The sequence below is a fragment of the Amorphus sp. MBR-141 genome, from assembly GCF_053628695.1.
In genome coordinates this window covers 80,056-102,080 of the sequence record NZ_JBRJGW010000017.1, presented here as the reverse complement: position 1 = coordinate 102,080, position 22,025 = coordinate 80,056, and the positions used below count along the sequence as shown (strand labels likewise).

Sequence of the window (22,025 nt, the reverse complement as noted above, 5' to 3'; positions counted from 1 at the left end):
TGTCGCCGGCGGCGGAGGCGGCGCGGACCGCCGCCTCCTCCTCGGTGTGCGTCGCGGAGCTCACGCGGCGTCGGCGGCGATCCAGGCCTTCTGGATCCGGTCCGGATCGACGACCGGCTCGCCGCGCTTGATCTGGTCGACGGCGTCCATGCCGTCGGTCACCTGACCCCACACGGTGTACTGCTTGTCGAGGAACGGCGCCCGATCGAAGCAGATGAAGAACTGGCTGTCGCCGGAGTTCGGGTCCTGGGTGCGCGCCATCGACACGGTGCCGCGCTCGTGCGGGGCGTCGTTGAACTCCTGGTTCAGCTTCTTGCCCGAACCGCTGGTGCCGTTGCCCTTCGGGCAGCCGGTCTGGGCCATGAAGCCCTCGATCACCCGGTGGAAGACGATGCCGTCATAGAAGCCGTCGCGGACGAGCTCCTTGATGCGGGCGACGTGGTTCGGCGCGACGTCGGGCCGAAGCGCGATCGTCACTTGGCCGCGGGTGGTGTCCAGCACCAGGGTGTTCTCGGGATCGGTGGCCACAGGCTCTACTCCTTCTCAGTGTCGGTTCTGACGGTCGGACCGGTGGTCCGGCCTATTTGTCGGCCTTGATATAGGCCTTGACGATCTTGTCCGGATTCGAGACCTGCCCATTGGCGCTCTGCGAGCCCTTCTTGATCGTGTCGACCACGTCCATGCCCTCGATGACTTCGCCGAAGACGGTGTACTTGCCGTCGAGGCTCGAGACGCGGTTGAACATGATGAAGAACTGCGAATTGGCGCTGTCGGGGCTCTGGGCACGCGCCATGCCGACGGTGCCGCGCTCGTACGGGGTGGAAGTGAATTCCGCCTCGAGGTCGGGCAGCTTGGAGCCGCCGCTGCCGGTGCCGGTCGGATCGCCGGTCTGGGCCATGAAGCCCTCGATCACCCGGTGGAACACCACACCGTCATAGAAGCCCTCGCGCGCGAGTTCCTTGATGCGGGCGACGTGCTTCGGCGCCAGATCCGGGCGCAGCGCGATCTCGACGGCGCCCTTGTTGGTCTCGAGCACGAGGATGTTCTCGGGGTCGGGGGTCTTCTGGGCGGCGGCCGGCAGTGCGGCCGCAAGGGCGAAGGCGAAAAGAACGGCAAGGCGTGCGAACATGTGAGACCTCTTGAGCAGTCCGCGCTACCGGCGCACGCGGCGCGGTCGGGATGCGGTTGGATCGGATGTGCGTCGGACCCGCACCCTGCCGGCGTCGCGTCGCCGCCCGGGAACGGGCCTCAGTCTTTCCTGTCGGACTTCTCGGCCAGGCGCCGGGCGACGTCCGCAGGCACGAATTCGGCGGTGCGCCCGCCCATCTTCGCGATCTGCCGCACAAGCGTGGCTGTGATGTGACGCACTTCGGGCGACGCGGGCAGAAACACCGTCTGCACCTGCGGGCGCAGCGTGCGGTTCATCCCCGCCATCTGCATCTCGTAATCCAGGTCGGTGCCGTCGCGCAGGCCGCGGATCAGCAGCGACGCGCCATGGTCGACGGCCGCATCGATCACCAGGTTGGTGAAGGAGACCACCTGCAGCCGATCCTGCTCGTCGGCGGGAAGGAGCTCGCGCGCAACGTCGCGCAGCATCTCGACCCGCTCTTCGAACGTGAACATCGGGGCCTTGCCGGGATGCACCCCGATCGCCACCACCACCCGGTCGGCGATGCCGAGCGCATGCGAGAGCACGTCGAGGTGGCCGTTGGTGACCGGATCGAACGAGCCGGGATAGAGCGCTATTCGCATGGGTCCGCCGTCGCCCTCGAGCCCCTCCCGGTCGGGCGCCCTCGCCCGCTCGAGAAAAATGACTCCCGTTTCATTTTCCCGGGTCCGTCCCGGCCGGCCGGATCGCTCCGGTCGGACCGGCAGGGAAAGGCTCCAAAAGGGGCCGCGCGCTGCCGGATCCTGCGGCTTTTGCCCGATGGCCGGTTGGTCTAGCCGTCCCGCAGAACGACTGCAACCCCACCGCCTTTCTTTACACTTTCTTCACCGCGGTGGAACCGCTTCGCCAAGTCTTGCGTTGTGATGCCAGGAGGACAGCAACGATGCGACACACGATGAAGCTCAACACCCGGCTCGACGCAAAACGCTCCGCTTCGGCGGACGCGACTGGCGCCCGGACTTCCGGCGCGAAAGTAAACAATGCGATGAACCGTGACGAGGATCACTCGCGTGCCGCCCAGTTCTCACCATCTCATCATCATCGAGGACAGTTTGCTCGTTCCAAAGGGATCAAGGGGTCAGGGATGATGTTCGCAAAACGCCTTTCCGTCCGCATGGCTGCCGCTTCCGGCATCGTCGCCATCACCGCCATCGCCGTTACGGCGGGCGTCAACACCGTCGGCTTCTCTTCGACGCCGAAGGCAGACCGGTTCGACACCGTGGCGGAGCGTCTCTGCGCGGACCAGAACTGGCCCAACATTTCCAACGCCTGCATCACCTGGGAATCGGCGGCGACCACGCCCCGCAAGGTGCGCTTCGTGACCGAGACGCGGACCGACGAGGCCAATGCGGTGACCGTGCTGGCCCGCAGCCCGGAAACGGTTCTGGCCCAGCGCTGAGCCGCAGGCGTGACGACTTGCTGACGCGGGGATGACGGGGTGTGCGTTTGTGCCCCCTCCCGGCGTCAGACGAGATGCGACCACCGCTCATGAATACCGTTCGTTTGGCGGAGATTCTGGTGGTCCTGACTGTGACTGACCGACCGACCGACTGACTGACGACTGACCGACTGGCGCTTTAGGGCGTCCTCCAAGCCAACTGGATCGTCAGGTCGGCTTCCCCCCAAGCCGATCCGACGTCAGCCCCGCAGCGGTTTACCGCTGCGGGGCATTTTTTTGTGCCGCACAGCCCGGCGCGCCGCGAGAGCGCCCATCGGCCAGGCGCGCTACCGCACGAACGTCTGGTCCGATGCCGCTGAATGGAAAGGGTGTTCCCGGGAACCCGGCGCGGCGCACCAGAGGTCAGCGCTGGCTCGGGAGATCGACGCCGAACTGGCCGGCAACGTCGGCAACTTCCTGGCATTCCGCGTCCCGTTTCGCCTCGGGCATGAAATACAGCTTGTTGATGGAATCGCCCGCGTGGGTCTCGGCATAGGCCCAGGCCTTCTGGCGGTCGGCCAGGGAGGATCCGGCGAAGCGGGCCTGAATGTAGCCCTCCGCCAGCGCCACGTCCGCTTCGCTGAACACCGACCCCAGGCTCTGACAGCCCTTGATCCCCCGGTATATGAGGAAATAGGCCGCCATCTCACGGTTCCGTTCGTCGTCGCCGTCGGCGATGGTGTGAAGCGTCGCCGAGCCGGCCTGCTCCCATCGATCGTCTGCGCCTGCCGGCGCCAGGCCGATCAGTCCGGATGACATGCCGGCCAGGACGGCGGCGAGGCTGACGCGACTGAGCAAGGCGCGATCTCCGTATGCGGCGCAGACCGCCCGCCGGCATCGACACGTCGCGATGCCATCGGAAACGATGTGCTACGGAGGAAGTCTGCCATGCTCGCGGGCCTGCGACATCCCCCGTCTGGGTGATGCCGTCCAGCGCGAACGGGTGGGCGCCCCGGAGGCCGCCTACTCCTGATCGGACTCGCCGGTCGGCGGATCGCCCGCACCATCGTCGGCCGGGCCTTCGCCAGCGCCGCCGTCCGTGCCGGATTCGCCGCCCTCGGCGCCGTTCTCGCCCGCCTCGAAGTCCTCCTCGTCGTCGACTTCGGAGACCCGCTCGACCGACACGACCTTCTCGCCTTCGGCCGTCGAAAAGACGATGACGCCCTGGGTGTTGCGGCCGGCCTGGCGGATGCCGTCCACCGGACAGCGGATCAGCTGGCCGCCGTTGGTGACCAGCATGATCTGGTCGGCATCCTCCACGGGGAAGGTGGCCACCAGCTCGCCGTTGCGGTCGTTGACGGTCATGGCGACGATGCCTTTGCCGCCGCGCCCGGTGACCCGGTACTCGTAGGCTGAGGTCCGCTTGCCGTAGCCGTTCTCGGAGATGGCGAGGATGACCTGCTCGGCCGCACTCAGCTCCGCGTAGCGCTCCGAGCCCAGCTCGACGGCCATGCCCTCATCGGGCTCGGCCTCGATCGGCGCATCGCCCTCGCCCGCCACCGCGCGCCGCATCTTCAGGTACGCGGTGCGTTCGGCCGGCGACGCATCCACATGGCGCAGGATCGACATGGAGATGATGCGGTCGTCGGCCGGCAGCGTGATGCCGCGCACGCCGGTGGAGTTGCGTCCGGCGAAGACACGCACGTCGGTGACCGGGAAGCGGATCGCCTGACCGGTCGCCGTCGTCAGCAGCACGTCGTCGTTCGGCGAACAGATCTGCACGCCGACGATGCCGTCGCCCTCGTCGAGCTTCATGGCGATCTTGCCGGCGCGGTTCACCTGCACGAAGTCGGAGAGCTTGTTGCGGCGGACGGTGCCCTTGGTGGTCGCGAACATCACGTCCAGCTCGGCCCAGCTCGCCTCGTCGTCGGTGAGCGGCAGGATCGAGGTGATCGCCTCGCCCTGTTCCAGCGGCAGAATGTTGATCAGCGCCTTGCCGCGCGCCTGGGGGGCCGCCAGCGGCAGCCGCCATACCTTCTCCTTGTAGACGATGCCGCGCGAGGAGAAGAACAGCACCGGGGTGTGGGTGTTGGCCACGAACAGCCGGGTGACGAAGTCCGCCTCGCGGGTCGACATGCCGGAGCGGCCCTTGCCGCCGCGGCGCTGGGCCCGGTAGGTGATCAGCGGCACGCGCTTCACGTAGCCGGCATGGCTGACCGTGACGACCATGTCCTCGCGCTGGATGAGGTCCTCGTCCTCGAGGTCGGCCCCGCCCTCGACGATCTCCGTCTTGCGCGGCGTGGCGAACTCGTCGCGCACCGCGGTGAGCTCGTCCTTGATGATCTCGAACACCCGCAGCCGCGAGCGCAGGATCTCCAGGTAGTCCTTGATCTCCTCGGCGAGCCTGTTCAGCTCGTCGCCGATTTCGTCGCGGCCAAGCGCGGTCAGGCGCTGCAGGCGCAGGTCGAGGATGGCGCGGGCCTGTTCCTCGGAGAGGCGGCAGGTGCCGTCGTCGGCCACCGCGTGGCGCGGATCGTCGATCAGCTTGACCAGCGGGACCATGTCCCGCGCCGGCCAGTCGCGGCTCATGAGTTCAGCGCGTGCCGTCGCCGGATCGGGCGACGTACGGATGAGGCGGATGACCTCGTCGATGTTGGCCACCGCGATGGCCAGGCCGACCAGCACGTGGGCCCGGTCGCGGGCCTTGTTCAGCAGGAACTTGGTGCGGCGGTTGATGACTTCCTCGCGGAAGCCGATGAAGGCGGTGAGGAAATCGCGAAGCTGCATCAGCTCCGGGCGGCCGTAGTTGAGCGCCACCAGGTTGCAGCCGAACGTCGATTGCAGCGGCGAGAACCGGTAGAGCTGGTTCAGCACCACCTCGGCGACCGCATCGCGCTTCAGCTCGATGACCACCCGCATGCCGTCGCGGTCGGACTCGTCGCGCAGATCCGAAATGCCCTCGACGCGCTTGTCGCGGACCAGTTCCGCGATCTTCTCGACCATCGAGGCCTTGTTCACCTGGTACGGGATTTCCTTGATGATCAAGGCTTCCCGGTCCTTGCCCGCCGCCTCGATCTCGACGCGGCCGCGCATGGTCACCGACCCGCGCCCCGTCGAGTAGGCAGAGCGGATGCCGCCGCGGCCGAGGATGATGCCGCCGGTGGGGAAATCGGGCCCCGGAATGTACTCCCACAGCGCTTCCGCCGAGAGCGTCGGGTCGTCGATCATCGCGATCGTCGCGTCGATCACTTCGCCGAGATTGTGCGGCGGGATGTTCGTCGCCATGCCGACGGCGATGCCGCCGGCGCCGTTGACGAGCAGGTTGGGGAAGCGCGCCGGCAGCACCACCGGCTCGCGCTCGGAATTGTCGTAGTTGTCCTGGAAATCGACGGTCGCCTTGTCGATGTCCTCTAGCAGCGGGTTGGCGACCTTCTCCAGCCGCACCTCGGTGTAACGCATGGCCGCCGGGGGATCGCCATCGACGGAGCCGAAGTTGCCCTGCCCGTCGATCAGTGGCAGGCGCATGGAGAAGTCCTGCGCCATGCGCACCAGCGCGTCGTAGATCGCCTGGTCGCCGTGCGGATGGTACTTACCCATCACGTCGCCGACGATGCGCGACGACTTCTTGTACGGCTTGTTCCACTCGTAGCCGTTCTCGTGCATCGTGTAGAGGATGCGTCGATGAACCGGCTTCAGGCCATCCCTGACGTCCGGAAGCGCCCGGCTCACGATCACGCTCATGGCGTAATCGAGATAGGAACGCTCCATTTCGTCGGTGATGGAAATGCCGCGCACGCCCTTCGGCTCGTCGCCCGGCGGCGGAACTTGGTCGTCACTCACAGGGAATCACACTCGCGTCTTTGATCGATCGATAAGTCTATAGCCGATTCCCGCCCGCGGGGCCACTTCGCCGAGCCCGCAGCTGAACCAATAACCCAAACCAAATCAATCGCTTAGGATTGGAATTTCGGGCCCTGAAATTTGCGTGGGCCGTGACCGTGTCGATTTCGTCGAAATGGGGTGCCGCGGCCCCGGTATCAATGCGCTGCGCGCCGGGTGACGGCAACACGATCGGGGGGACGCCGGCATGACCAACTATCTGCTGAATGCGCTGACGACGCTGTTCGTCACCGTCGACCCGATCGGCCTCGCGCCGATCTTCCTGGCGCTCACGCCGGGCTGGTCGCGGGCGGCGCGCCGGGTGGTGGCGATCAAGGCGAGCGCCGTGGCCTTCGCCATCCTGCTCGCCTTCGCACTGGTCGGAAATGCGCTGCTCGGCTTCCTCGGCATCTCGCTGTCGGCGTTCCGGGTCGCCGGCGGCCTGCTCTTGTTCTGGATCGCCGCCGAGATGGTCTTCGGCAAGCGCACCGAGCGCAAGGCGACGCTCGCCCAGGAAGCCACCAGCGAGGACGCCGGCGACAGTGAGGGGGGCGGCGACGGCCCGGCCCCGGCGCGGTCCGGGGCGGCGACCGCAAGCGCCTCGGAGGACGATCACGCCGACATTGCCGCGTTCCCGCTGGCGATCCCGCTGATCGCCGGGCCGGGCGCCATCTCGGCGGTGATCCTGCTGGCCGATCACGCGCCGTCGAACGCCGCGTTCGGCGCGATGATCGCAACGATCGCGCTGGTGCTCGGCAGCACGCTGGCGATCTTCCTGGCCGCCCCGACGGTCGACCGCTTCCTGGGCGCCACCGGACGCGCGGTGCTGACCCGGCTGCTCGGCGTGATCCTGGCCGCGCTCGCCGTCCAGTTCGTCGCCGACGGCGTCATCACGCTGGCCAAGACGGTGTGACCCGAATCAGCCGAAGACGAGCGCGTGCATGAGCCGACCGGGAGCAAACGTGAACGCGCCAGCGATCACCAGCGCCCCCAGGAACAGGCCGAGCATCGTGCGCCGGTGGCGGTTCACGTCGTGCCGGCGCGCCGCCATCACACCGAACGGCAGCGCTACCAGCACGACCACGGCCAGCAGGTGGATCGGGCTCCAATCGCCCCACACGCGCAGTTCGTGGATGAAGAAGGCGGAGACGGCCACGACGGCCATCAGCACCACCCAGATCCATCCGAGCGCGCGATGGATCATCCGGCCCTTGGGACCCACCACCTGAAGGAGGCCAAGGAAAAATGCCGAGAGAGCCACCACCGTATGAAGCTGGATGGCCGGACTTGCCGCGATGAGCGGCGCGAGCGTCACCGCCGGCCCCGGTCCGCGCGGACCAGCAGCGCGGTGGCATCGTCGGACGGCTTGAAGCGCGGAAAGCTCCGGCAGTCGGGGTCCTCGACCTGCTCCAGCGACCGCAGTTCGTCGGCGAGCGCCGACAGCCCGTCCGTTCCGGCCGCGCTCAGCAGGCCCGGCGCGTCGTAGAGGCGGTAGTCCTCGACCAGCGCCGCGAACCCGTCGGTGGCGAGCAGCGCAGCGAAGGGCGCCTCCACGTCGAGCCGGCGCCGCCGGGCGTGGACGGCCGCCTCGCGGTCGAGGCCGAGGACCCAGTAGCCGTCGGGCGTGTTGTGGCGGGAGCGTCCGTCGCGCATCAGCCGGCGCACCTCCGGCGTCTCGAGCGTCGCCTTGTGGGCGATCATGCGGCGCGCCGCGTCCCGCTCGGCCGCCCGGCCGGCCCGGTCACTGCCCACCGTCAGGACGGCGCCGTTGCCGGCGCGCACGAACAGGCAGCAGTCGCCGAGCTCGGCGACGTCGATGCCGTCGGCGTCGAAGCGGGCGATCAGGATGGAGGCCGTCGGGCGCTGGTAGCGGCCCTGGGGCGCGCGCACCTGCTCCCGCTCGAACCGGCGGGCAAGCTCCTCGATGGTGCCGTCGAGCAGGCCGACGAGGTCCGTTTCTCCGGCCTCGATCCGCGCGGCGAGCAGCGTGCTCGCCGTGGCCGCCAGCCAGGCCGCATCGCTGGGCCCCTCCAGGCACTCGAAATCGCCGATCCCGGTGGCGCCGTCGATCACCCAGGCGAACGCGCCCGCCGTCCCGTACGCGTCCTCATTGGGCCGCGAGGGGCTTCCGGGACGCGAGAGTTCATCGATGATCTGGAGGCCGGTCACCGCGCTTCCGTCTTCTGACAGGCGCCCTCGCATCCCGCTCCTGGAGAGCGGGATCGATGCGGAGACAGTGTCGCACCGCCGTGTGACGGGCGCCGGACGGTGGGCCACTCCCGGGTACACGGCGCGCGGTCGGCCGGAGGCACGACCCGGCCGGGGGCAACGCCCGGAGCGGGGTTAGAACGGGATCTCGTCGTCGAGGTCGCGGCCATAGCCGCCGCCACCGCCGCCACTGCTGCCGCCGCCGGTGTCCATCGGACCGGACTGGCCGAAGCCGCCCGAGCTGCCGCCGCCGCCACTGCCGCCGCCGTAGGAGGCGCCGCCGCCGCCACCGCCGCCTTCGCTGCGGCCGTCGAGCATGGTCAGGGTCGCGTTGAAGCCCTGCAGCACGACCTCGGTGGTGTAGCGCTTCTGGCCGGACTGGTCTTCCCACTCGCGGGTCTGCAGCTGGCCCTCGAGATAGACCTTCGACCCCTTGCGCAGATACTGCTCGGCGATCTTGCACAGGCCTTCGCTGAAGATCACCACGCGGTGCCACTCGGTGCGCTCGCGCCGCTCGCCGCTCGTCTTGTCGCGCCAGCTGTCGGAGGTCGCGATGCGCAGGTTGCCGACGGGGCGGCCGTCCTGGGTGCGACGGATTTCCGGATCTGCGCCGAGATTTCCGACGAGGATCACTTTGTTGACGCTGCCGGCCATCCCATTCTCCATTCCCAGACGATCATGATCCCCGCACCCATAGCGCGGCGCAGGCTGCGCGTCTCCCCATCCGCGGTCCCCGTCCACAGATGTGCGGGCCGGAGACCGGCGGGGAACCCGATGCGACCGACCCTGTTTGCCCACATGGTCGCCCGGATCTTCGCATTGCATCCGGGCGTGCGCCGCAATATGATGTTCCTATATTGTTCTCTTTCGCCGATCAAGGCAAGCTCTCCGCTGATCACGGCAGCGATTCCAGGCAACGATGACCGAACTTGCGACCGAGCGGCTGGCCCTGCGGCCCTTTCAACCCGAAGACCGGCCGTGGCTGGCCGCGCTGATGCGCGATCCGGCGGTGTTCTTCTGGGAGCGGCAACCCGTCTGCGACGCGGCCGACGACGCGGAAATCAGCTGGCACCTCCTGCCCCGGTTCTGGGGCCAGGGATTTGCCACCGAGGGGGCCTGCGCCGTTCTCGACCATGCCATGCACGTCGTCCGGCCGGAGCGCGTCGTGGCCTTCGCCCTCCCCGACAATATCCGCTCGCTCAGGGTTATCCGGCGGGTCGGTCTACCCTATATTGCCGATCGGCATCACGCCGGCCGCCCGCATGCCTTCTTCGCTCTCTCCCGGAAGGCCTACCTGACGGCCGCGCCGGCGAGCTCCCCCAAGACCGGACATCCTGGCTCCCATGCATAAGACGATCTCCATCAAAGGTGCGCGCGAGCACAACCTGAAGAACGTGGATCTGGAGATCCCGCGGGATTCGCTCGTCGTGTTCACCGGCCTGTCGGGCTCCGGCAAGTCGTCGCTCGCCTTCGACACCATCTACGCCGAGGGCCAGCGGCGCTACGTCGAGAGCCTCTCGGCCTACGCCCGCCAGTTCCTGGAGATGATGCAGAAGCCCGACGTCGACCAGATCGACGGGCTGTCGCCGGCCATCTCGATCGAGCAGAAGACGACCTCGCGCAATCCGCGCTCGACGGTCGGCACCGTCACCGAGATCTACGACTACATGCGGCTCCTGTGGGCGCGGGTGGGCGTGCCCTACTCCCCGGCCACCGGACTGCCCATCGAAAGCCAGACGGTCAGCCAGATGGTCGACCGGGTGCTGGCGCTGCCGGAGAAGACGCGGCTCTTCCTGCTGGCGCCGATCGTGCGCGGCCGCAAGGGCGAGTACCGCAAGGAGCTGGCCGAGCTGCAGAAGAAGGGCTTCCAGCGCGTCAAGATCGACGGCACCTTCCACGAGATCACCGAGGCGCCCGCCCTCGACAAGAAGATCAAGCACGACATCGAGGTGGTCGTGGACCGCCTGGTCGTGCGCGACGACATCGGCACGCGGCTGGCGGATTCGCTGGAGACGGCGCTGGGGCTTGCCGACGGCATCGCGTTCGCCGAGTTCGCCGACGAGACGGACGAGGCCGGCGCCCCGAAGCGGATGGTCTTCTCGGAGAAGTTCGCCTGTCCGGTGTCGGGCTTCACGATCCCCGAGATCGAACCGCGGCTGTTCTCGTTCAACAATCCGTTCGGCGCCTGTCCGACCTGCGACGGGCTCGGCACCATGCTGAGCTTCGAGGCCGATCTGGTCGTCCCCGACGACGGGCTCACGCTGCGCGGCGGCGCGATCCTGCCGTGGTCGCGCACCGGCAACACCTCGCCCTACTACACCCAGACGCTGGAGGCGATCACCCGGCACTACGACGTGGCCATGACGACGCCGTGGCGCGACCTGCCGCAGGTCGTGCGCGACACCATCCTGTTCGGCACGAGGGAGAAGATTCCCTTCCGCTACGACGACGGCCTGCGCAGCTACGAGACGAAGAAGTCCTTCGAGGGCGTCGTCACCAACATCGAGCGGCGCTGGCGCGAGACGGATTCCCAGTGGGTGCGCGAAGAGCTGTCGCGCTACCAGTCCGACAAGCCCTGCGAGGCCTGCGGCGGCTACCGGCTGAAGCCAGAGGCGCTGGCCGTGAAGATCGCCGGATTCCATGTCGGCCAGGCCTCCCAGCTGTCGATCCGCGAGGCCCACGTGTGGTTCGGCGAACTCGGTGACAGGCTGACCGACAAGCAGAACGAGATCGCCAGCCGCATCCTCAAGGAGATCCGCGAGCGCCTGCGCTTCCTGGTCGACGTCGGCCTCGACTACCTGCAGCTGTCGCGCAATTCCGGCACGCTGTCGGGCGGCGAGAGCCAGCGCATCCGCCTCGCCTCCCAGATCGGCTCGGGGCTCACCGGCGTGCTCTACGTGCTCGACGAGCCGTCGATCGGCCTGCACCAGCGCGACAACGCCCGGCTGCTGGAGACGCTCAAGCGGCTGCGCGACCTCGGCAACACGGTAATCGTGGTCGAGCACGACGAGGACGCCATCCTGGCGGCCGACTACGTGGTCGACGTGGGGCCCGGCGCCGGCGTGCACGGCGGCCGCATCGTGTCGGAGGGAACCCCGGACCAGATCGTCGCCGACCCGGCCTCGCTCACCGGCCAGTACCTGTCGGGCACCCGCGAGATCCCGGTGCCGGCCCAGCGGCGCAAGGCGAAGAAGGGCCGCAGCATCAAGCTCACGGGCGCCCGCGGCAACAACCTCAAGAACGTCTCGTTCGAGCTGCCCCTGGGCACCTTCACCGCGGTGACAGGCGTCTCGGGCGGCGGCAAGTCGACGCTGCTGATCGACACCTTCTACAAGGCGGTGGCCCGGCGGCTGAACGGCGCCCGCGACGTGCCGGCGCCCCACGATTCCATCGAGGGGCTGGAGCAGATCGACAAGATCATCGACATCGACCAGTCGCCGATCGGCCGCACGCCGCGCTCCAACCCGGCCACCTACACCGGCGCGTTCACGCCGATCCGCGAGTGGTTCACCGGGCTGCCGGAGTCCAAGGCGCGCGGCTATGGCCCCGGTCGCTTCTCCTTCAACGTCAAGGGCGGCCGCTGCGAGGCGTGCCAGGGCGACGGCGTCATCAAGATCGAGATGCACTTCCTGCCGGACGTCTACGTCACCTGCGACGTCTGCGACGGCAAGCGCTACAACCGAGAGACGCTGGAGATCACCTTCCGCGACAAGTCGATCTCCGACGTGCTGGACATGACCGTCGAGGAAGGCTGCACCTTCTTCGAGGCGGTGCCGCAGGTGCGCGACAAGCTGGAGACCCTGAAGCAGGTCGGGCTGAGCTACATCAAGATCGGCCAGCAGGCGACGACGCTTTCCGGCGGCGAGGCGCAGCGGGTGAAGCTCGCCAAGGAGCTCTCCAAGCGCGCCACCGGCCGCACCCTGTACATTCTCGACGAGCCGACGACGGGCCTCCACTTCCACGACGTGGCCAAGCTGCTGGAGGTGCTGCAGCGCCTCGTCGAGACCGGCAACACCGTCGTGGTGATCGAGCACAACCTGGAGGTCATCAAGACCGCCGACTGGGTCATCGACCTTGGCCCGGAGGGCGGCGACGGCGGCGGCCGGGTCGTCGCCATGGGGCGGCCGGAGGACATCGCCGCCAATCCCGAGAGCCACACCGGGCAGTTCCTCTCCGAGCTCCTGTCGCGGCGGCCCAAGCAAAAGGCAGCCACTGCCGCCGAATGAGGCGGCCGCTTTCGGCACCGCACCATCCGGCGCCTTTCCAGGCGCCGGGGGCGCCGGGCGGAAAGCCGCCTCCGGCCTGCCTCCAAGCTGCCGCGAAGCTGCCTTTGTGCAATGCAGCTTTCGCAGGCCTGACATGCTTTTTTATCTGATTACAAAGCGATCACGTTCGCCCATATACGGGGCAGTCGACGGAGCGGCACGGCTGCCCGACGATCTTTTTCATACCGTCACGGCATGGGGGTTTGGCAACCTTCATTGCGTTTAGTGGAGCGCCGCCATGTTCGACATTTTCGTTCGGACGTTTCAGTCCTGGAAGGACAACCGCAATCTCGCTGACATCCGTCGCTTGTCGCCGCGTCAGCAGATGGATCTCGGGCTCACCTCGCTGGATATCGAGAAGCTCGTCGGTCGCTCCAGAGATCTTTCTCGCCCGTGAGTTTCCGGGCCGCCCGCCTCATAAAGGCGCCGGCCCCACCAACTGACCGAATTCGGCGCTGCCGCGCCTGTCGCGGCCGATGCCAACCCAATACGAGCCGGGATGTGCCCCTCACATCCGTCCGGCTCGGTAGCCGCGGCCATCCCCTCCCCTTGGGCCGCGGTGAAATGGAACGCCCGCCGGCTCCTCCCTCCGGCGGGCGTTTTCCATTTGCGCGCCCGCCCGCGCGGCGCAATTTCCCGCGCACACGAGGCTCCCCCCGGCCCAAAAATGATCTATGCAGGGGCCCGGAGCGCCTCCCGTCCCGGTTCGGCCCGACGGAACCCGAACGGGGGCGCGACTGATTGACCCTGGAGCCGCTTTCGACCGGTCGGGCCCGCCCGCCTGATCGGACGTTTGACCCCGGGAAGCCGGAGAGTTCGCCCTTTGACGACCGACACCCCCGCCAAGCGCCCGCCCTTCCAAGCGGAGACCGTCCTGAAGAGCGACGTCTTCAGCCGCGTCACCCTCGGGCGGCTCGGCAGCACGGTCGTGGTGGAGCGCGACGTGGGCCCGACGCCGGTGTGGTCGAAGCCGCTGGCCTACGTGCTGTTCTGGCGCGAGCGCCGGGCGCTGCGCCGCCTCAGCGGCGTTCCGGGCGTTTCCGAGCTGGTCGCCAGCGACCGCCGCCGCCTCTACCGGTCGTGGCTGTCCGGCGTGCCGCTCCACATCGCCGAACCGCACGGCGACGAGGCCTTCTTCCGCGCCGCCAAGCAGAGCCTCTACGCGCTGCACCGGCGCGGCGTCGTCCACAACGACCTCGCCAAGCAGCAGAATTGGCTGCGGCTGTCGGACGGCGGACCGGCGCTCATCGATTTCCAGCTGGCCAGCGTCCATCCGCACAAGGGCAAGCTCTACCGCGTCCTCGCCTACGAGGACCTGCGGCATCTGCTCAAGCACAAGAAGCGCTACTGCCCGGAGGCGCTGACGGCGCGCGAGCGCAAAATCCTCGCCACCAAGAGCCTGCCGACGCGGCTGTGGATGGCCAGCGGCAAGCGCGTCTACAACACGGTGACGCGCGGCCTCTTCTCCTGGTCGGACGGCGAAGGCGGTCACGACCGGCTGAAGCACTTCGGTGCCAAGGTCGAGGAGCGGCTGGAGGCCCATCCCGAGGTCCGCCGCGCCGCCGTCGCCAGCTACCCCTATCCGCGCCACGGCGCCGGGCTCTACGCATTTGTGGAGGCCCAAGGCCCGGTGGAGCCGGCCGCCCTGCAGGCCTGGTGCCGGGAGACGCTGGAGGGACCGGGCACGCCCGACCTGGTGCAGATCGTCGATGCGCTGCCCGCCGATCCGGCCGGCAAGCCGCGTCGCGACCTGCTGACGCTGATCGCCCGCAACCTGCTCGACGATCTCGACGCGGCCGACAAGGACCCGGTCGCCGCCGACGCGGCCCGCACCATCGCCGCCCGCCGGCTCAACCTGTCGGACCGCACCTTCTCGGCCGGCTAGAGTGCACGCCGACCCTGATCACGACCGCGCCAGCAGCGGATAGACCGCGAACCACTCTTCCAGCGGCATGACGTCCGGGCGCTCGCCGTTGGCGTGCGGCCAGGAATCGATGGCGAACGGGCGGCCGGTCTCGATTTCGTCGACAACCGCCGTCGCGTGCGGGTAGCGGCCGTCGAGGAAGAAGCCGCGCGCCACCGGCCGCACCACCGTGTGGTGGACCAGGAAGCCCTGCTTCTCGGCGAGCAGCAGATAGCTGGTGGTGTTGGTCGATTCGTCGATGCAGTCCATCTGGCCGACGACGCCGGCGTTGCGCAGGTCGAGCCCGGCCACGTCGTTTTCCGAGCCGACGGTCGGCGCGACGGTCTTCTCCATCCACGCGATCGCCTCGGCGATGGCCTTGCGCTCGGCCGCCGGAGAGCTCCGCCCGCGTGCCAGAATGGTCTTGTAGGTCCGCAGATTCTTCGCGCTGAGGGTGACCGGCGTCCGCCGCACGCAGCCGAAGCCGTGGCACACGACCACCCGGGTCGCCGTCGGGAGCACCGCCTGGTTGGCGGCGTACCAGAGCCCCGGCTGGCCAACCTGCTGCTGCATGCACCCGGCCATCGTCAGGGTTGCGACCAATATGCCTGCAACGCGACCGAGCACCCGGATGATTCCCCCTTGTGGCATCGGTATGCGGTATCCTGTCACCGCAACGATGACCAGCCTGTTTGCGTGCTGCGCCGCGGGACCGCACCGCCCGCTGAGCTTCCCGGCGCCGCAGGACGGCACATCATCGTGTCCGCCCGCCGCCGCCATGCTCCGCATCACGATGCCGTCAGCTCGCAATGCCCCTGCCACTCCGAGCGCCCCTGGGACCGAATCGCCCCATCGGACGGTTGACCGACGGGCCGCCCGCCCTGCATAGGAAACCCATGGAACCCGTACATGTCGTCGGAGCCGGTCTGGCGGGAAGCGAGGCCGCCTGGCAGCTTGCCGAGGCCGGCGTCCCGGTCATTCTTCACGAGATGCGCCCGGAGCGCGGCACGCCCGTCCACAAGACGGACGGCTTCGCCGAGCTCGTCTGCTCCAACTCGTTCCGCTCCGACGATGCGGAGACCAACGCCGTCGGCCTGCTCCATCACGAGATGCGGCGCGCCGGATCGCTGGTCATCGGCTCGGCCGACCGCCACCAGGTACCCGCCGGCAGCGCGCTGGCGGTGGACCGCGACGGCTTCTCCGAGACCGTCACCAAGGCCCTCGAGGCGCACCCGCTGGTGACCATCGCGCGCGGCGAGATCGGCGGCCTGCCGCCGGAGGACTGGAGCTCGGTGATCGTCGCCACCGGCCCGCTCACCTCGCCGGCGCTCGCCAATGCCATTCTGGAGCTCACCGGCGAGACGTCGCTCGCCTTCTTCGACGCGATCGCGCCGATCGTCCATCTCGAGTCCGTCGACATGGACAAGGCTTGGTTCCAGTCGCGCTACGACAAGCCCGGGCCCGGCGGCACCGGCGCCGACTATCTCAACTGCGCGATGTCGAAGGACGAGTACGACGCCTTCATCGACGCCCTCATCTCCGCGGAGAAAACGGTCTTCCGGGAATGGGAGCTCGACACCCCCTATTTCGACGGCTGCCTGCCGATCGAGGTGATGGCGGAGCGCGGCCGCGAGACGCTGCGCCACGGCCCGATGAAGCCGGTCGGCCTGACCAACGCCCACAACCCCACCGTCAAGGCCTATGCCATCGTCCAGCTGCGCCAGGACAACGCGCTCGGCACGCTGTTCAACATGGTCGGCTTCCAGACCAAGCTCGTCTACGGCGAGCAGGCGCGCATCTTCCGGATGATCCCGGGGCTGGAGAACGCCCAGTTCGCCCGTCTCGGCGGCCTGCACCGCAACACCTACCTGAACGCGCCGAAGCTTCTCGACGACACGCTCCGCCTCAAGGCGGCGCCGCGGCTGCGCTTCGCCGGCCAGATCACCGGCTGCGAGGGCTATGTGGAATCCGCCTCGATCGGGCTGCTCGCCGGCCGGTTCGCCGCCGCCGAGCGGCTCGGTCGGCCGCTGGCCAGCCCGCCGGCGACGACGGCGATGGGCGCCCTGCTCGGCCACATCACCGGCGGCCACCTGGAGGGCGAGGAGGTGGGCGGTGCCCGCTCCTTCCAGCCGATGAACGTGAATTTCGGCCTGTTTCCGCCGATGGAGGCGCCGAAGCACGACGCCGACGGCAAGCGGATCACCGGCTCGGCGCGCGGCATCGCCAAGAAGCGGGTGATGACCGCCCGCGGCCGCGCCGATTTCGAGGCCTGGCTGGCCGACGCCCAGGCCGTCGCGGCCGAATAGGCGCAGGAGCGCCGCCGGACGCGGCGCTCACGCCCTGAGCCAGGCCGACACCGGCACCGCGCCGCCGCCGGCCGCCGACCGCATCCGGCGCGACGCCCCCCACAGCCGCCAGAGGCTGCGCAGCCGCGGCGCCGCGAGATCGGTGCCGTACGGGTCGTAGCCGGCCGCCTCCACCCCATCGAGCACGGAGGGCACCAGCGCCAGCGTCAGGAACGCCGGCGCCGCCGCCCCGGGCACCGTGTCGCCGTAGAGCCGGCAGCGGGCCAGATGGTGGCGGCCGTGCTCGGCCAGTTCGCGCACGGCGGCGACGGCGCCCGCATCGCCCGGGCTGGCGACGATGCGCTCCGGCGTCGTGCCGTGCCGCGCCAGCAGATCCGCCGGCAGGAACACCTGGCCGCGCCGCAGGTGATGCGGCAGCGCCCGCAGCACCGCAGCGATGGTCTCCGCGACGCCCGCGTGCCCGGCCAGCGTCCCCGTGCCCGGATCGCGACCGTCGCACAGCACCAGCGCGGCGAGCTGGAACAGCGCGCCATGGGTCTCGCCGGCGTAGCCCTCGAAGGTGTCCTGATCCGGCATCGGATCGTCGTAGAGATCGAAGATCCGGGCCTCGGTCATGGCGATCAGCGGCGCCCGCGGCAGCCGGTAGCGCTCCACGGTCTGCAGCAGCGCATCGGCCACCGGGTGGCCGCGCACGTCGCCGTGGCCGGCGCCTTCCAGCAGGTCCCGCCACCACTGCAGGCGGATCTCGCCCGGCAGCGGATCATGGATCAGCTCGCGCACCCGGGCGAGTTCGAGATGGAAGGCGTAGAGCGCCATCACCCCCGGCCGGTGCGTCGCGTCGGCGTAGAGCGCCGCCGCGAACCGGTCCGGATCGCCCTGGCGCACGATCGCCTGACATTCTGAAAAGGAATCGTTCATGGCGAAAGGAAAGATAGGGCCTGGTTGCGATCCGTGCAGGGCGGGACGCCGCACCGATCGAAGGGGACCGAAGGGATTGGTGGCCGGCGCGTCCGCTCAGTCGACGGCGATGAAGCCCGCGGCCACCGGCCGCCCTTCGCCCAGCAGGACGTTGAAGGTCCGGACCGCGGGTCCCGTCGCCATCACCTCGAAGCGGATGCCGGCCGTCCGCAGGATGTCCTTCATCGGCTCGGCCAGCGGCCGCGGCAGCATCCCCATGCCGATCAGCAGGAGCTCGATGCCCTCGGCTTCCGCCACCACGCGCTCCAGCGCCGCGGCATCGATCCCGCCGGGCGCCGTCGGCGCCCACGCATAGATCCCCGACGGCACGCACAGGATCGATCCCTTGTGGGACATTTCGGCGAAGCGGAACCCGCCGTTGCCGTAGGCATCGACGGCTGCCCGTCCGGGATAGTGCGCCTCCTTCAGGACGATGCCCCGAGGCGCGGCATCGCCGTCCCCGGGCTCGCTCATGTCAGGATGCCGCCCCGTCCGCCACCGGCGCCTCGGTCGTGTCGGCGTCCGCCTTGTTGTCCGGCCGCAGGTTGAACCAGATGAGCAGCGGCGCGGCCACGAAGATCGACGAGTACGTGCCGATCGCCACGCCCCAGATCATCGCGAAGGTGAACGAGCGGATCACCTCGCCGCCGAAGATGAACAGCGCGATGAGGGCGATCAGCGTGGTCAGCGAGGTCATGACGGTGCGCGACAGCATCTGGTTGATCGACAGGTCGATCAGCTCCGCCATCGGCATCTTCTTGTAGCGCCGCAGGTTCTCGCGCAGGCGGTCGTAGACGACCACGGTGTCGTTGAGCGAGTAGCCGACGATGGTCAGCACCGCCGCGATACTGGTCAGGTTGAACTCCAGCTGCACCACCGCGAATATCCCGATCGTCAACAGCACGTCGTGGACGGTGGTGATCACCGCGCCGATGGCGAAGTGCCATTCGAAGCGGAGCCAGATGTAGACCATGATGGCCAGGAGCGCGGCGATCACCGCGAGGACGCCGGCCTGGGCCAGTTCGGCCGAGACCCTCGGGCCGACGACCTCGACCCGGCGGAACTCGACCGTGTCGCCGAACATGTCGCGGATCAGCTGGACGGCGCGCTGCTGCGCGTCCTCCCCGCCCGGCTGGCGCACGACGCGGATCAGCACGTCGTCCGGCGCACCGAACTCCTGGATCTGGACGTCGCCCAGGTTCAGCTCGCCGATGTCGCTGCGGATGGCGGCGATGTCGGCCGGACCGTCCTTGGTCTGGACCTCGACCAGCGTACCGCCCTGGAAGTCGATGCCGTAATTCATGCCCACGGCGAAGAACAGGATCACCGACACGACCGACAGCACGGTCGAGATGGTGAATCCCAGCTTCCAGTATTTCATGAAGCTGAAGTTCGTGTCGCTGGGCAGTTTGATAAGTCGCATGAACGAGGCTCCGCCGTTCCCGCCCTAGAGCGGGACGGCTGATGGCCGCTTCATCCTCACCCACGTGGCGACGAGGAAACGGGTGAAGAGGAAGGCCGAGAAAACCGTGGTGATGATACCGATCGCCAGCGTGACGGCGAACCCGCGAACGGGACCGGAACCGAGCTGGAACAGGATCACCGCAGCGATCAGGGTCGTGATGTTGGCATCCAGGATCGTGCCGAGCGCGCGCGAGAAGCCGGCGTCGATCGCGGTGATCGCCGATCGGCCGGCGCGCGATTCCTCGCGTATTCGCTCGTAGATCAGCACGTTCGCGTCGACCGCCATGCCCATGGTCAGCACGATGCCGGCGATGCCCGGCAAGGTCAGCGTCGCCTGCAGGAGCGACAGCAGCGCCAGGATGAGCACGATGTTGACGAACAGCGCGATGTTGGCGAACACGCCGAACAGCCCGTAGACGAGCAGCATCGACAGCGCCACGCCGATGGCCGCGATGATCGCCGCCGTCTCGCCCGCCCGGATGGAGTCCTCTCCGAGGCCCGGCCCGACCGTGCGCTCCTCGACGATCGTCAGCTTGGCCGGCAGCGCGCCGGCCCTCAGCAGGATCGCCAGGTCGTTGGCGGTCTGGACGGAGAAGTTTCCGGAGATCTGCCCCCGTCCGCCGGTGATCGGCTCGCGAATGACCGGGGCCGATATCACCTCGTCGTCGAGGACGATGGCGAACGGCCGGCCGACGTTCGTGGTGGTCACGTTGGCGAACTTGCGCGCGCCGCCCGTCGACAGGGTGAACGTCACCACCGGCTCGTTGGTCTGCTGCTGGAAGCTCGCCCGCGCGTCGACGAGGTCCTCGCCGGTGAGCAGCGGCGCTTCCTCAACCACGTAGGGCTGCGGCGGATCGTCCATCGAATAGAGCAGCATCTCGCCCGGAGGCGCGCGCGTCTCGACCGCCTGCTGCGGGTTGATGGTGGTGTTGACCAGATGGAAGGTCAGCTGCGCGGTCTGGCCGACAAGCGACTTCAGCCGCTCCGGATCGTCGAGACCCGGTGCCTCCACGAGGATGCGGTCCTCGCCTTCGCGCTGGATGTTCGGTTCGGTCGTGCCGAGCTCGTCGACGCGGCGGCGGATCACTTCGATCGACTGCTGGACGATCGAGCGCACGCGCTGGGCGAGGCCGGCGTCGGTGAAGGTGAAGCGGATGAGACCGTCGTCGCCGGTCGTCATCTCGAACTCGTTCACCTCGCCCTGCCCGAACACCGTCGACTGCAGCGGATTGACGAGCTCGCCGAGCCGCTCCTGCGCCGCTTCGAAATCGGCCTGGTCGCGGATGCGGACCTGGGCGCCCCTGTCGGACACGCCGAGACCGGTGTAGCCGATCCGCGGCTCTTCGCGCAGCGTGTTGCGCATCTCGCCGACGAGGCTGGTCAGCCGCTTGTTGACGTAGTCCTCCCGGTCGACCTGGTAGAGCAGGTACGCGCCGCCCTGGAGATCGAGGCCGAGCACGATCTGCCGGTGCGGAAGCCACGAGGGCCAGGCATCGACGGTGGCCTTGGGAAACAGGTTCGGCAAGACCGCCAGAAACCCGAGCAGCACGGCTCCGAGTATCAGCGTGATCTTCCAGCGGGCGAAATACAGCATCTAGAGCCTATCGATCTTCACCGCGGCCGGAACGCGCCGAGCGTCCGGCTCGCGGTGATCATGCGGGCCGGGTCCAGCGCGGGACCGCCGCGAGTGCCTCAGGCGTTGTCGTTGACCGGCTCGCCCTTGGAACGGACTTCCGTGATCGTGGTGCGCAGGAGGCGGGCCCTCACGCCATCGGCGATCTCGACCTGAACCTCGGTGTCGTCGATCACCTTGGTGATCTTGCCGATCAGCCCGCCTGCGGTCACCACGCTGTCGCCGCGACGCAGGGAAGAGACCATCTCCTGATGTGCCTTCATGCGCTGGCGCTGCGGACGCAGGACCAGAAAATACATGATGACGAAGATCAGGATGAACGGAAGAAGCGAAACGATAAGCTCGCTGCCGCCGCCGGCGCCAAATCCCTGGGCGTAGGCTGGTGTCACCAACATGTACCGCTCTTAGCTCCGTTTGTACGGTCCGCGACGGAGGAAATCTCCCCTCACCCCGGTCATCCGCTGTGATCCTGGAAAACGGCGCGGACTATAGCTGTCATGCGGGCCATTGCAAATGAAACCCGTGGCGGCTCCGGGAGCGCCTGGTCCGGCGCCTCCAGCCGCTCCGATTCCTCCCGCGTGCGCGGTTTCCGCGGGCATCGGCCGCGCCTGGCCGCACCGGTCCGTCTGCTCGCCTGGGCCCCGATCGCGGATCGTCGCCGCGCCGGGCGCGATTCTGCCGCAGGAGTGCCGCTCCAGGGCGCGTCCAGGCCGCCGCGGCCACCGGCCCGGTGGCGACATCCGGTCGACAGGAAAGGGCTGCGGGTTCAATAGATACGGCGGTTTCGCCGCCCGGGGGATCGATTCGATCCGGGCGGGAAGAATGCGCCAGCAGGAGGCCTTCCTTGTCCAATCCGGAGTTCGC

Annotated in this window: 21 protein-coding genes; 7 read left to right on the top strand and 14 right to left on the bottom strand. The window is 68.5% G+C overall.

Annotated elements, in window-relative coordinates; all coding sequences use genetic code 11:
• Positions 1-60: 60 nt before the first annotated feature.
• The 3 genes from ACSSVZ_RS20555 to coaD form a co-directional block, all read right to left on the bottom strand.
• The gene (locus ACSSVZ_RS20555; protein ID WP_453972612.1) at positions 61-528 is read right to left on the bottom strand and encodes a peptidylprolyl isomerase; all 468 of its coding nucleotides are present in this window, start codon (positions 526-528) and stop codon (positions 61-63) included.
• Between the two features lie 52 nt (positions 529-580).
• Positions 581-1,129, bottom strand: coding sequence for a peptidylprolyl isomerase (locus ACSSVZ_RS20550; RefSeq protein ID WP_453972611.1), 549 nt, complete (start codon positions 1,127-1,129; stop codon positions 581-583).
• Positions 1,130-1,248: 119 nt separating this feature from the next.
• The gene (gene coaD, locus ACSSVZ_RS20545; protein ID WP_453972610.1) at positions 1,249-1,752 is read right to left on the bottom strand and encodes a pantetheine-phosphate adenylyltransferase; all 504 of its coding nucleotides are present in this window, start codon (positions 1,750-1,752) and stop codon (positions 1,249-1,251) included.
• Positions 1,753-2,063: 311 nt separating this feature from the next.
• Between coaD and ACSSVZ_RS20540 the strand changes: the two genes are divergently transcribed.
• A complete protein-coding gene (locus tag ACSSVZ_RS20540; protein WP_453972609.1) occupies positions 2,064-2,567 on the top strand; it encodes a hypothetical protein in 504 nt (167 codons plus the stop codon).
• Positions 2,568-2,969: 402 nt separating this feature from the next.
• Here the strand turns inward: ACSSVZ_RS20540 and ACSSVZ_RS20535 are convergent, their stop codons facing one another.
• Together ACSSVZ_RS20535 and gyrA are read right to left on the bottom strand one after the other, a co-directional pair.
• Positions 2,970-3,404: a hypothetical protein gene (locus tag ACSSVZ_RS20535; protein ID WP_453972608.1), complete on the bottom strand. Its 435-nt coding sequence runs from the start codon at positions 3,402-3,404 to the stop codon at positions 2,970-2,972.
• A gap of 165 nt (positions 3,405-3,569) precedes the next feature.
• Positions 3,570-6,314: a DNA gyrase subunit A gene (gene gyrA, locus ACSSVZ_RS20530; protein ID WP_453972646.1), complete on the bottom strand. Its 2,745-nt coding sequence runs from the start codon at positions 6,312-6,314 to the stop codon at positions 3,570-3,572.
• A gap of 319 nt (positions 6,315-6,633) precedes the next feature.
• Here gyrA and ACSSVZ_RS20525 point away from each other — a divergent pair, with 319 nt between their 5' ends.
• Entirely contained in the window at positions 6,634-7,338 is a 705-nt protein-coding gene (locus tag ACSSVZ_RS20525; RefSeq protein ID WP_453972607.1) for a MarC family protein, read from the top strand.
• Positions 7,339-7,344: 6 nt separating this feature from the next.
• Here ACSSVZ_RS20525 and ACSSVZ_RS20520 read toward each other — a convergent pair whose 3' ends face one another.
• The 3 genes from ACSSVZ_RS20520 to ACSSVZ_RS20510 all read right to left on the bottom strand — a co-directional run bounded on the left by ACSSVZ_RS20520 (position 7,345) and on the right by ACSSVZ_RS20510 (position 9,287).
• A complete protein-coding gene (locus tag ACSSVZ_RS20520) occupies positions 7,345-7,740 on the bottom strand; it encodes a DUF2306 domain-containing protein (protein ID WP_453972606.1) in 396 nt (131 codons plus the stop codon).
• Positions 7,737-8,594 carry a protein phosphatase 2C domain-containing protein gene (locus ACSSVZ_RS20515; RefSeq protein WP_453972605.1) on the bottom strand — a complete coding sequence of 286 codons (858 nt, stop codon included), beginning with the start codon at positions 8,592-8,594 and terminating at the stop codon, positions 7,737-7,739. Before ACSSVZ_RS20515 ends, ACSSVZ_RS20520 begins: the two co-directional genes overlap by 4 nt.
• A gap of 174 nt (positions 8,595-8,768) precedes the next feature.
• Entirely contained in the window at positions 8,769-9,287 is a 519-nt protein-coding gene (locus ACSSVZ_RS20510) for a single-stranded DNA-binding protein (RefSeq protein ID WP_453972604.1), read from the bottom strand.
• Between the two features lie 265 nt (positions 9,288-9,552).
• Here ACSSVZ_RS20510 and ACSSVZ_RS20505 point away from each other — a divergent pair, with 265 nt between their 5' ends.
• The 4 genes from ACSSVZ_RS20505 (at position 9,553) to ACSSVZ_RS20490 (ending at position 14,783) form a co-directional block, all read left to right on the top strand.
• Complete coding sequence (locus ACSSVZ_RS20505; RefSeq protein ID WP_453972603.1) at positions 9,553-9,984, top strand: GNAT family N-acetyltransferase; 432 nt, start codon at positions 9,553-9,555, stop codon at positions 9,982-9,984.
• A complete protein-coding gene (gene uvrA, locus ACSSVZ_RS20500; protein ID WP_453972602.1) occupies positions 9,977-12,859 on the top strand; it encodes an excinuclease ABC subunit UvrA in 2,883 nt (960 codons plus the stop codon). Before ACSSVZ_RS20505 ends, uvrA begins: the two co-directional genes overlap by 8 nt.
• Positions 12,860-13,136: 277 nt before the next feature.
• Positions 13,137-13,295 carry a hypothetical protein gene (locus ACSSVZ_RS20495; protein WP_453972601.1) on the top strand — a complete coding sequence of 53 codons (159 nt, stop codon included), beginning with the start codon at positions 13,137-13,139 and terminating at the stop codon, positions 13,293-13,295.
• Positions 13,296-13,721: 426 nt separating this feature from the next.
• A complete protein-coding gene (locus ACSSVZ_RS20490; protein ID WP_453972600.1) occupies positions 13,722-14,783 on the top strand; it encodes an AMP-binding enzyme in 1,062 nt (353 codons plus the stop codon).
• Between the two features lie 18 nt (positions 14,784-14,801).
• Here ACSSVZ_RS20490 and ACSSVZ_RS20485 read toward each other — a convergent pair whose 3' ends face one another.
• The gene (locus ACSSVZ_RS20485) at positions 14,802-15,374 is read right to left on the bottom strand and encodes a hypothetical protein (RefSeq protein ID WP_453972599.1); all 573 of its coding nucleotides are present in this window, start codon (positions 15,372-15,374) and stop codon (positions 14,802-14,804) included.
• A 323-nt stretch (positions 15,375-15,697) separates the two neighbouring features.
• Between ACSSVZ_RS20485 and trmFO the strand changes: the two genes are divergently transcribed.
• Positions 15,698-17,107, top strand: coding sequence for a methylenetetrahydrofolate--tRNA-(uracil(54)-C(5))-methyltransferase (FADH(2)-oxidizing) TrmFO (trmFO, locus tag ACSSVZ_RS20480; RefSeq protein ID WP_453972598.1), 1,410 nt, complete (start codon positions 15,698-15,700; stop codon positions 17,105-17,107).
• 27 nt (positions 17,108-17,134) lie between these two features.
• Here trmFO and ACSSVZ_RS20475 read toward each other — a convergent pair whose 3' ends face one another.
• From ACSSVZ_RS20475 to yajC, 5 genes are all read right to left on the bottom strand, one after another.
• Positions 17,135-17,992 carry a phytoene/squalene synthase family protein gene (locus ACSSVZ_RS20475; RefSeq protein WP_453972597.1) on the bottom strand — a complete coding sequence of 286 codons (858 nt, stop codon included), beginning with the start codon at positions 17,990-17,992 and terminating at the stop codon, positions 17,135-17,137.
• A 129-nt stretch (positions 17,993-18,121) separates the two neighbouring features.
• A complete protein-coding gene (locus ACSSVZ_RS20470) occupies positions 18,122-18,538 on the bottom strand; it encodes an Mth938-like domain-containing protein (protein ID WP_453972596.1) in 417 nt (138 codons plus the stop codon).
• A 1-nt stretch (position 18,539) separates the two neighbouring features.
• Entirely contained in the window at positions 18,540-19,487 is a 948-nt protein-coding gene (gene secF, locus ACSSVZ_RS20465; RefSeq protein ID WP_453972595.1) for a protein translocase subunit SecF, read from the bottom strand.
• Between the two features lie 24 nt (positions 19,488-19,511).
• Positions 19,512-21,122, bottom strand: coding sequence for a protein translocase subunit SecD (gene secD / locus ACSSVZ_RS20460; protein WP_453972594.1), 1,611 nt, complete (start codon positions 21,120-21,122; stop codon positions 19,512-19,514).
• 98 nt (positions 21,123-21,220) lie between these two features.
• Positions 21,221-21,556 (bottom strand): preprotein translocase subunit YajC, encoded by a 336-nt coding sequence (gene yajC, locus ACSSVZ_RS20455; RefSeq protein ID WP_453972593.1) that lies wholly within the window; start codon positions 21,554-21,556, stop codon positions 21,221-21,223.
• Positions 21,557-22,025 lie beyond the last annotated feature (469 nt).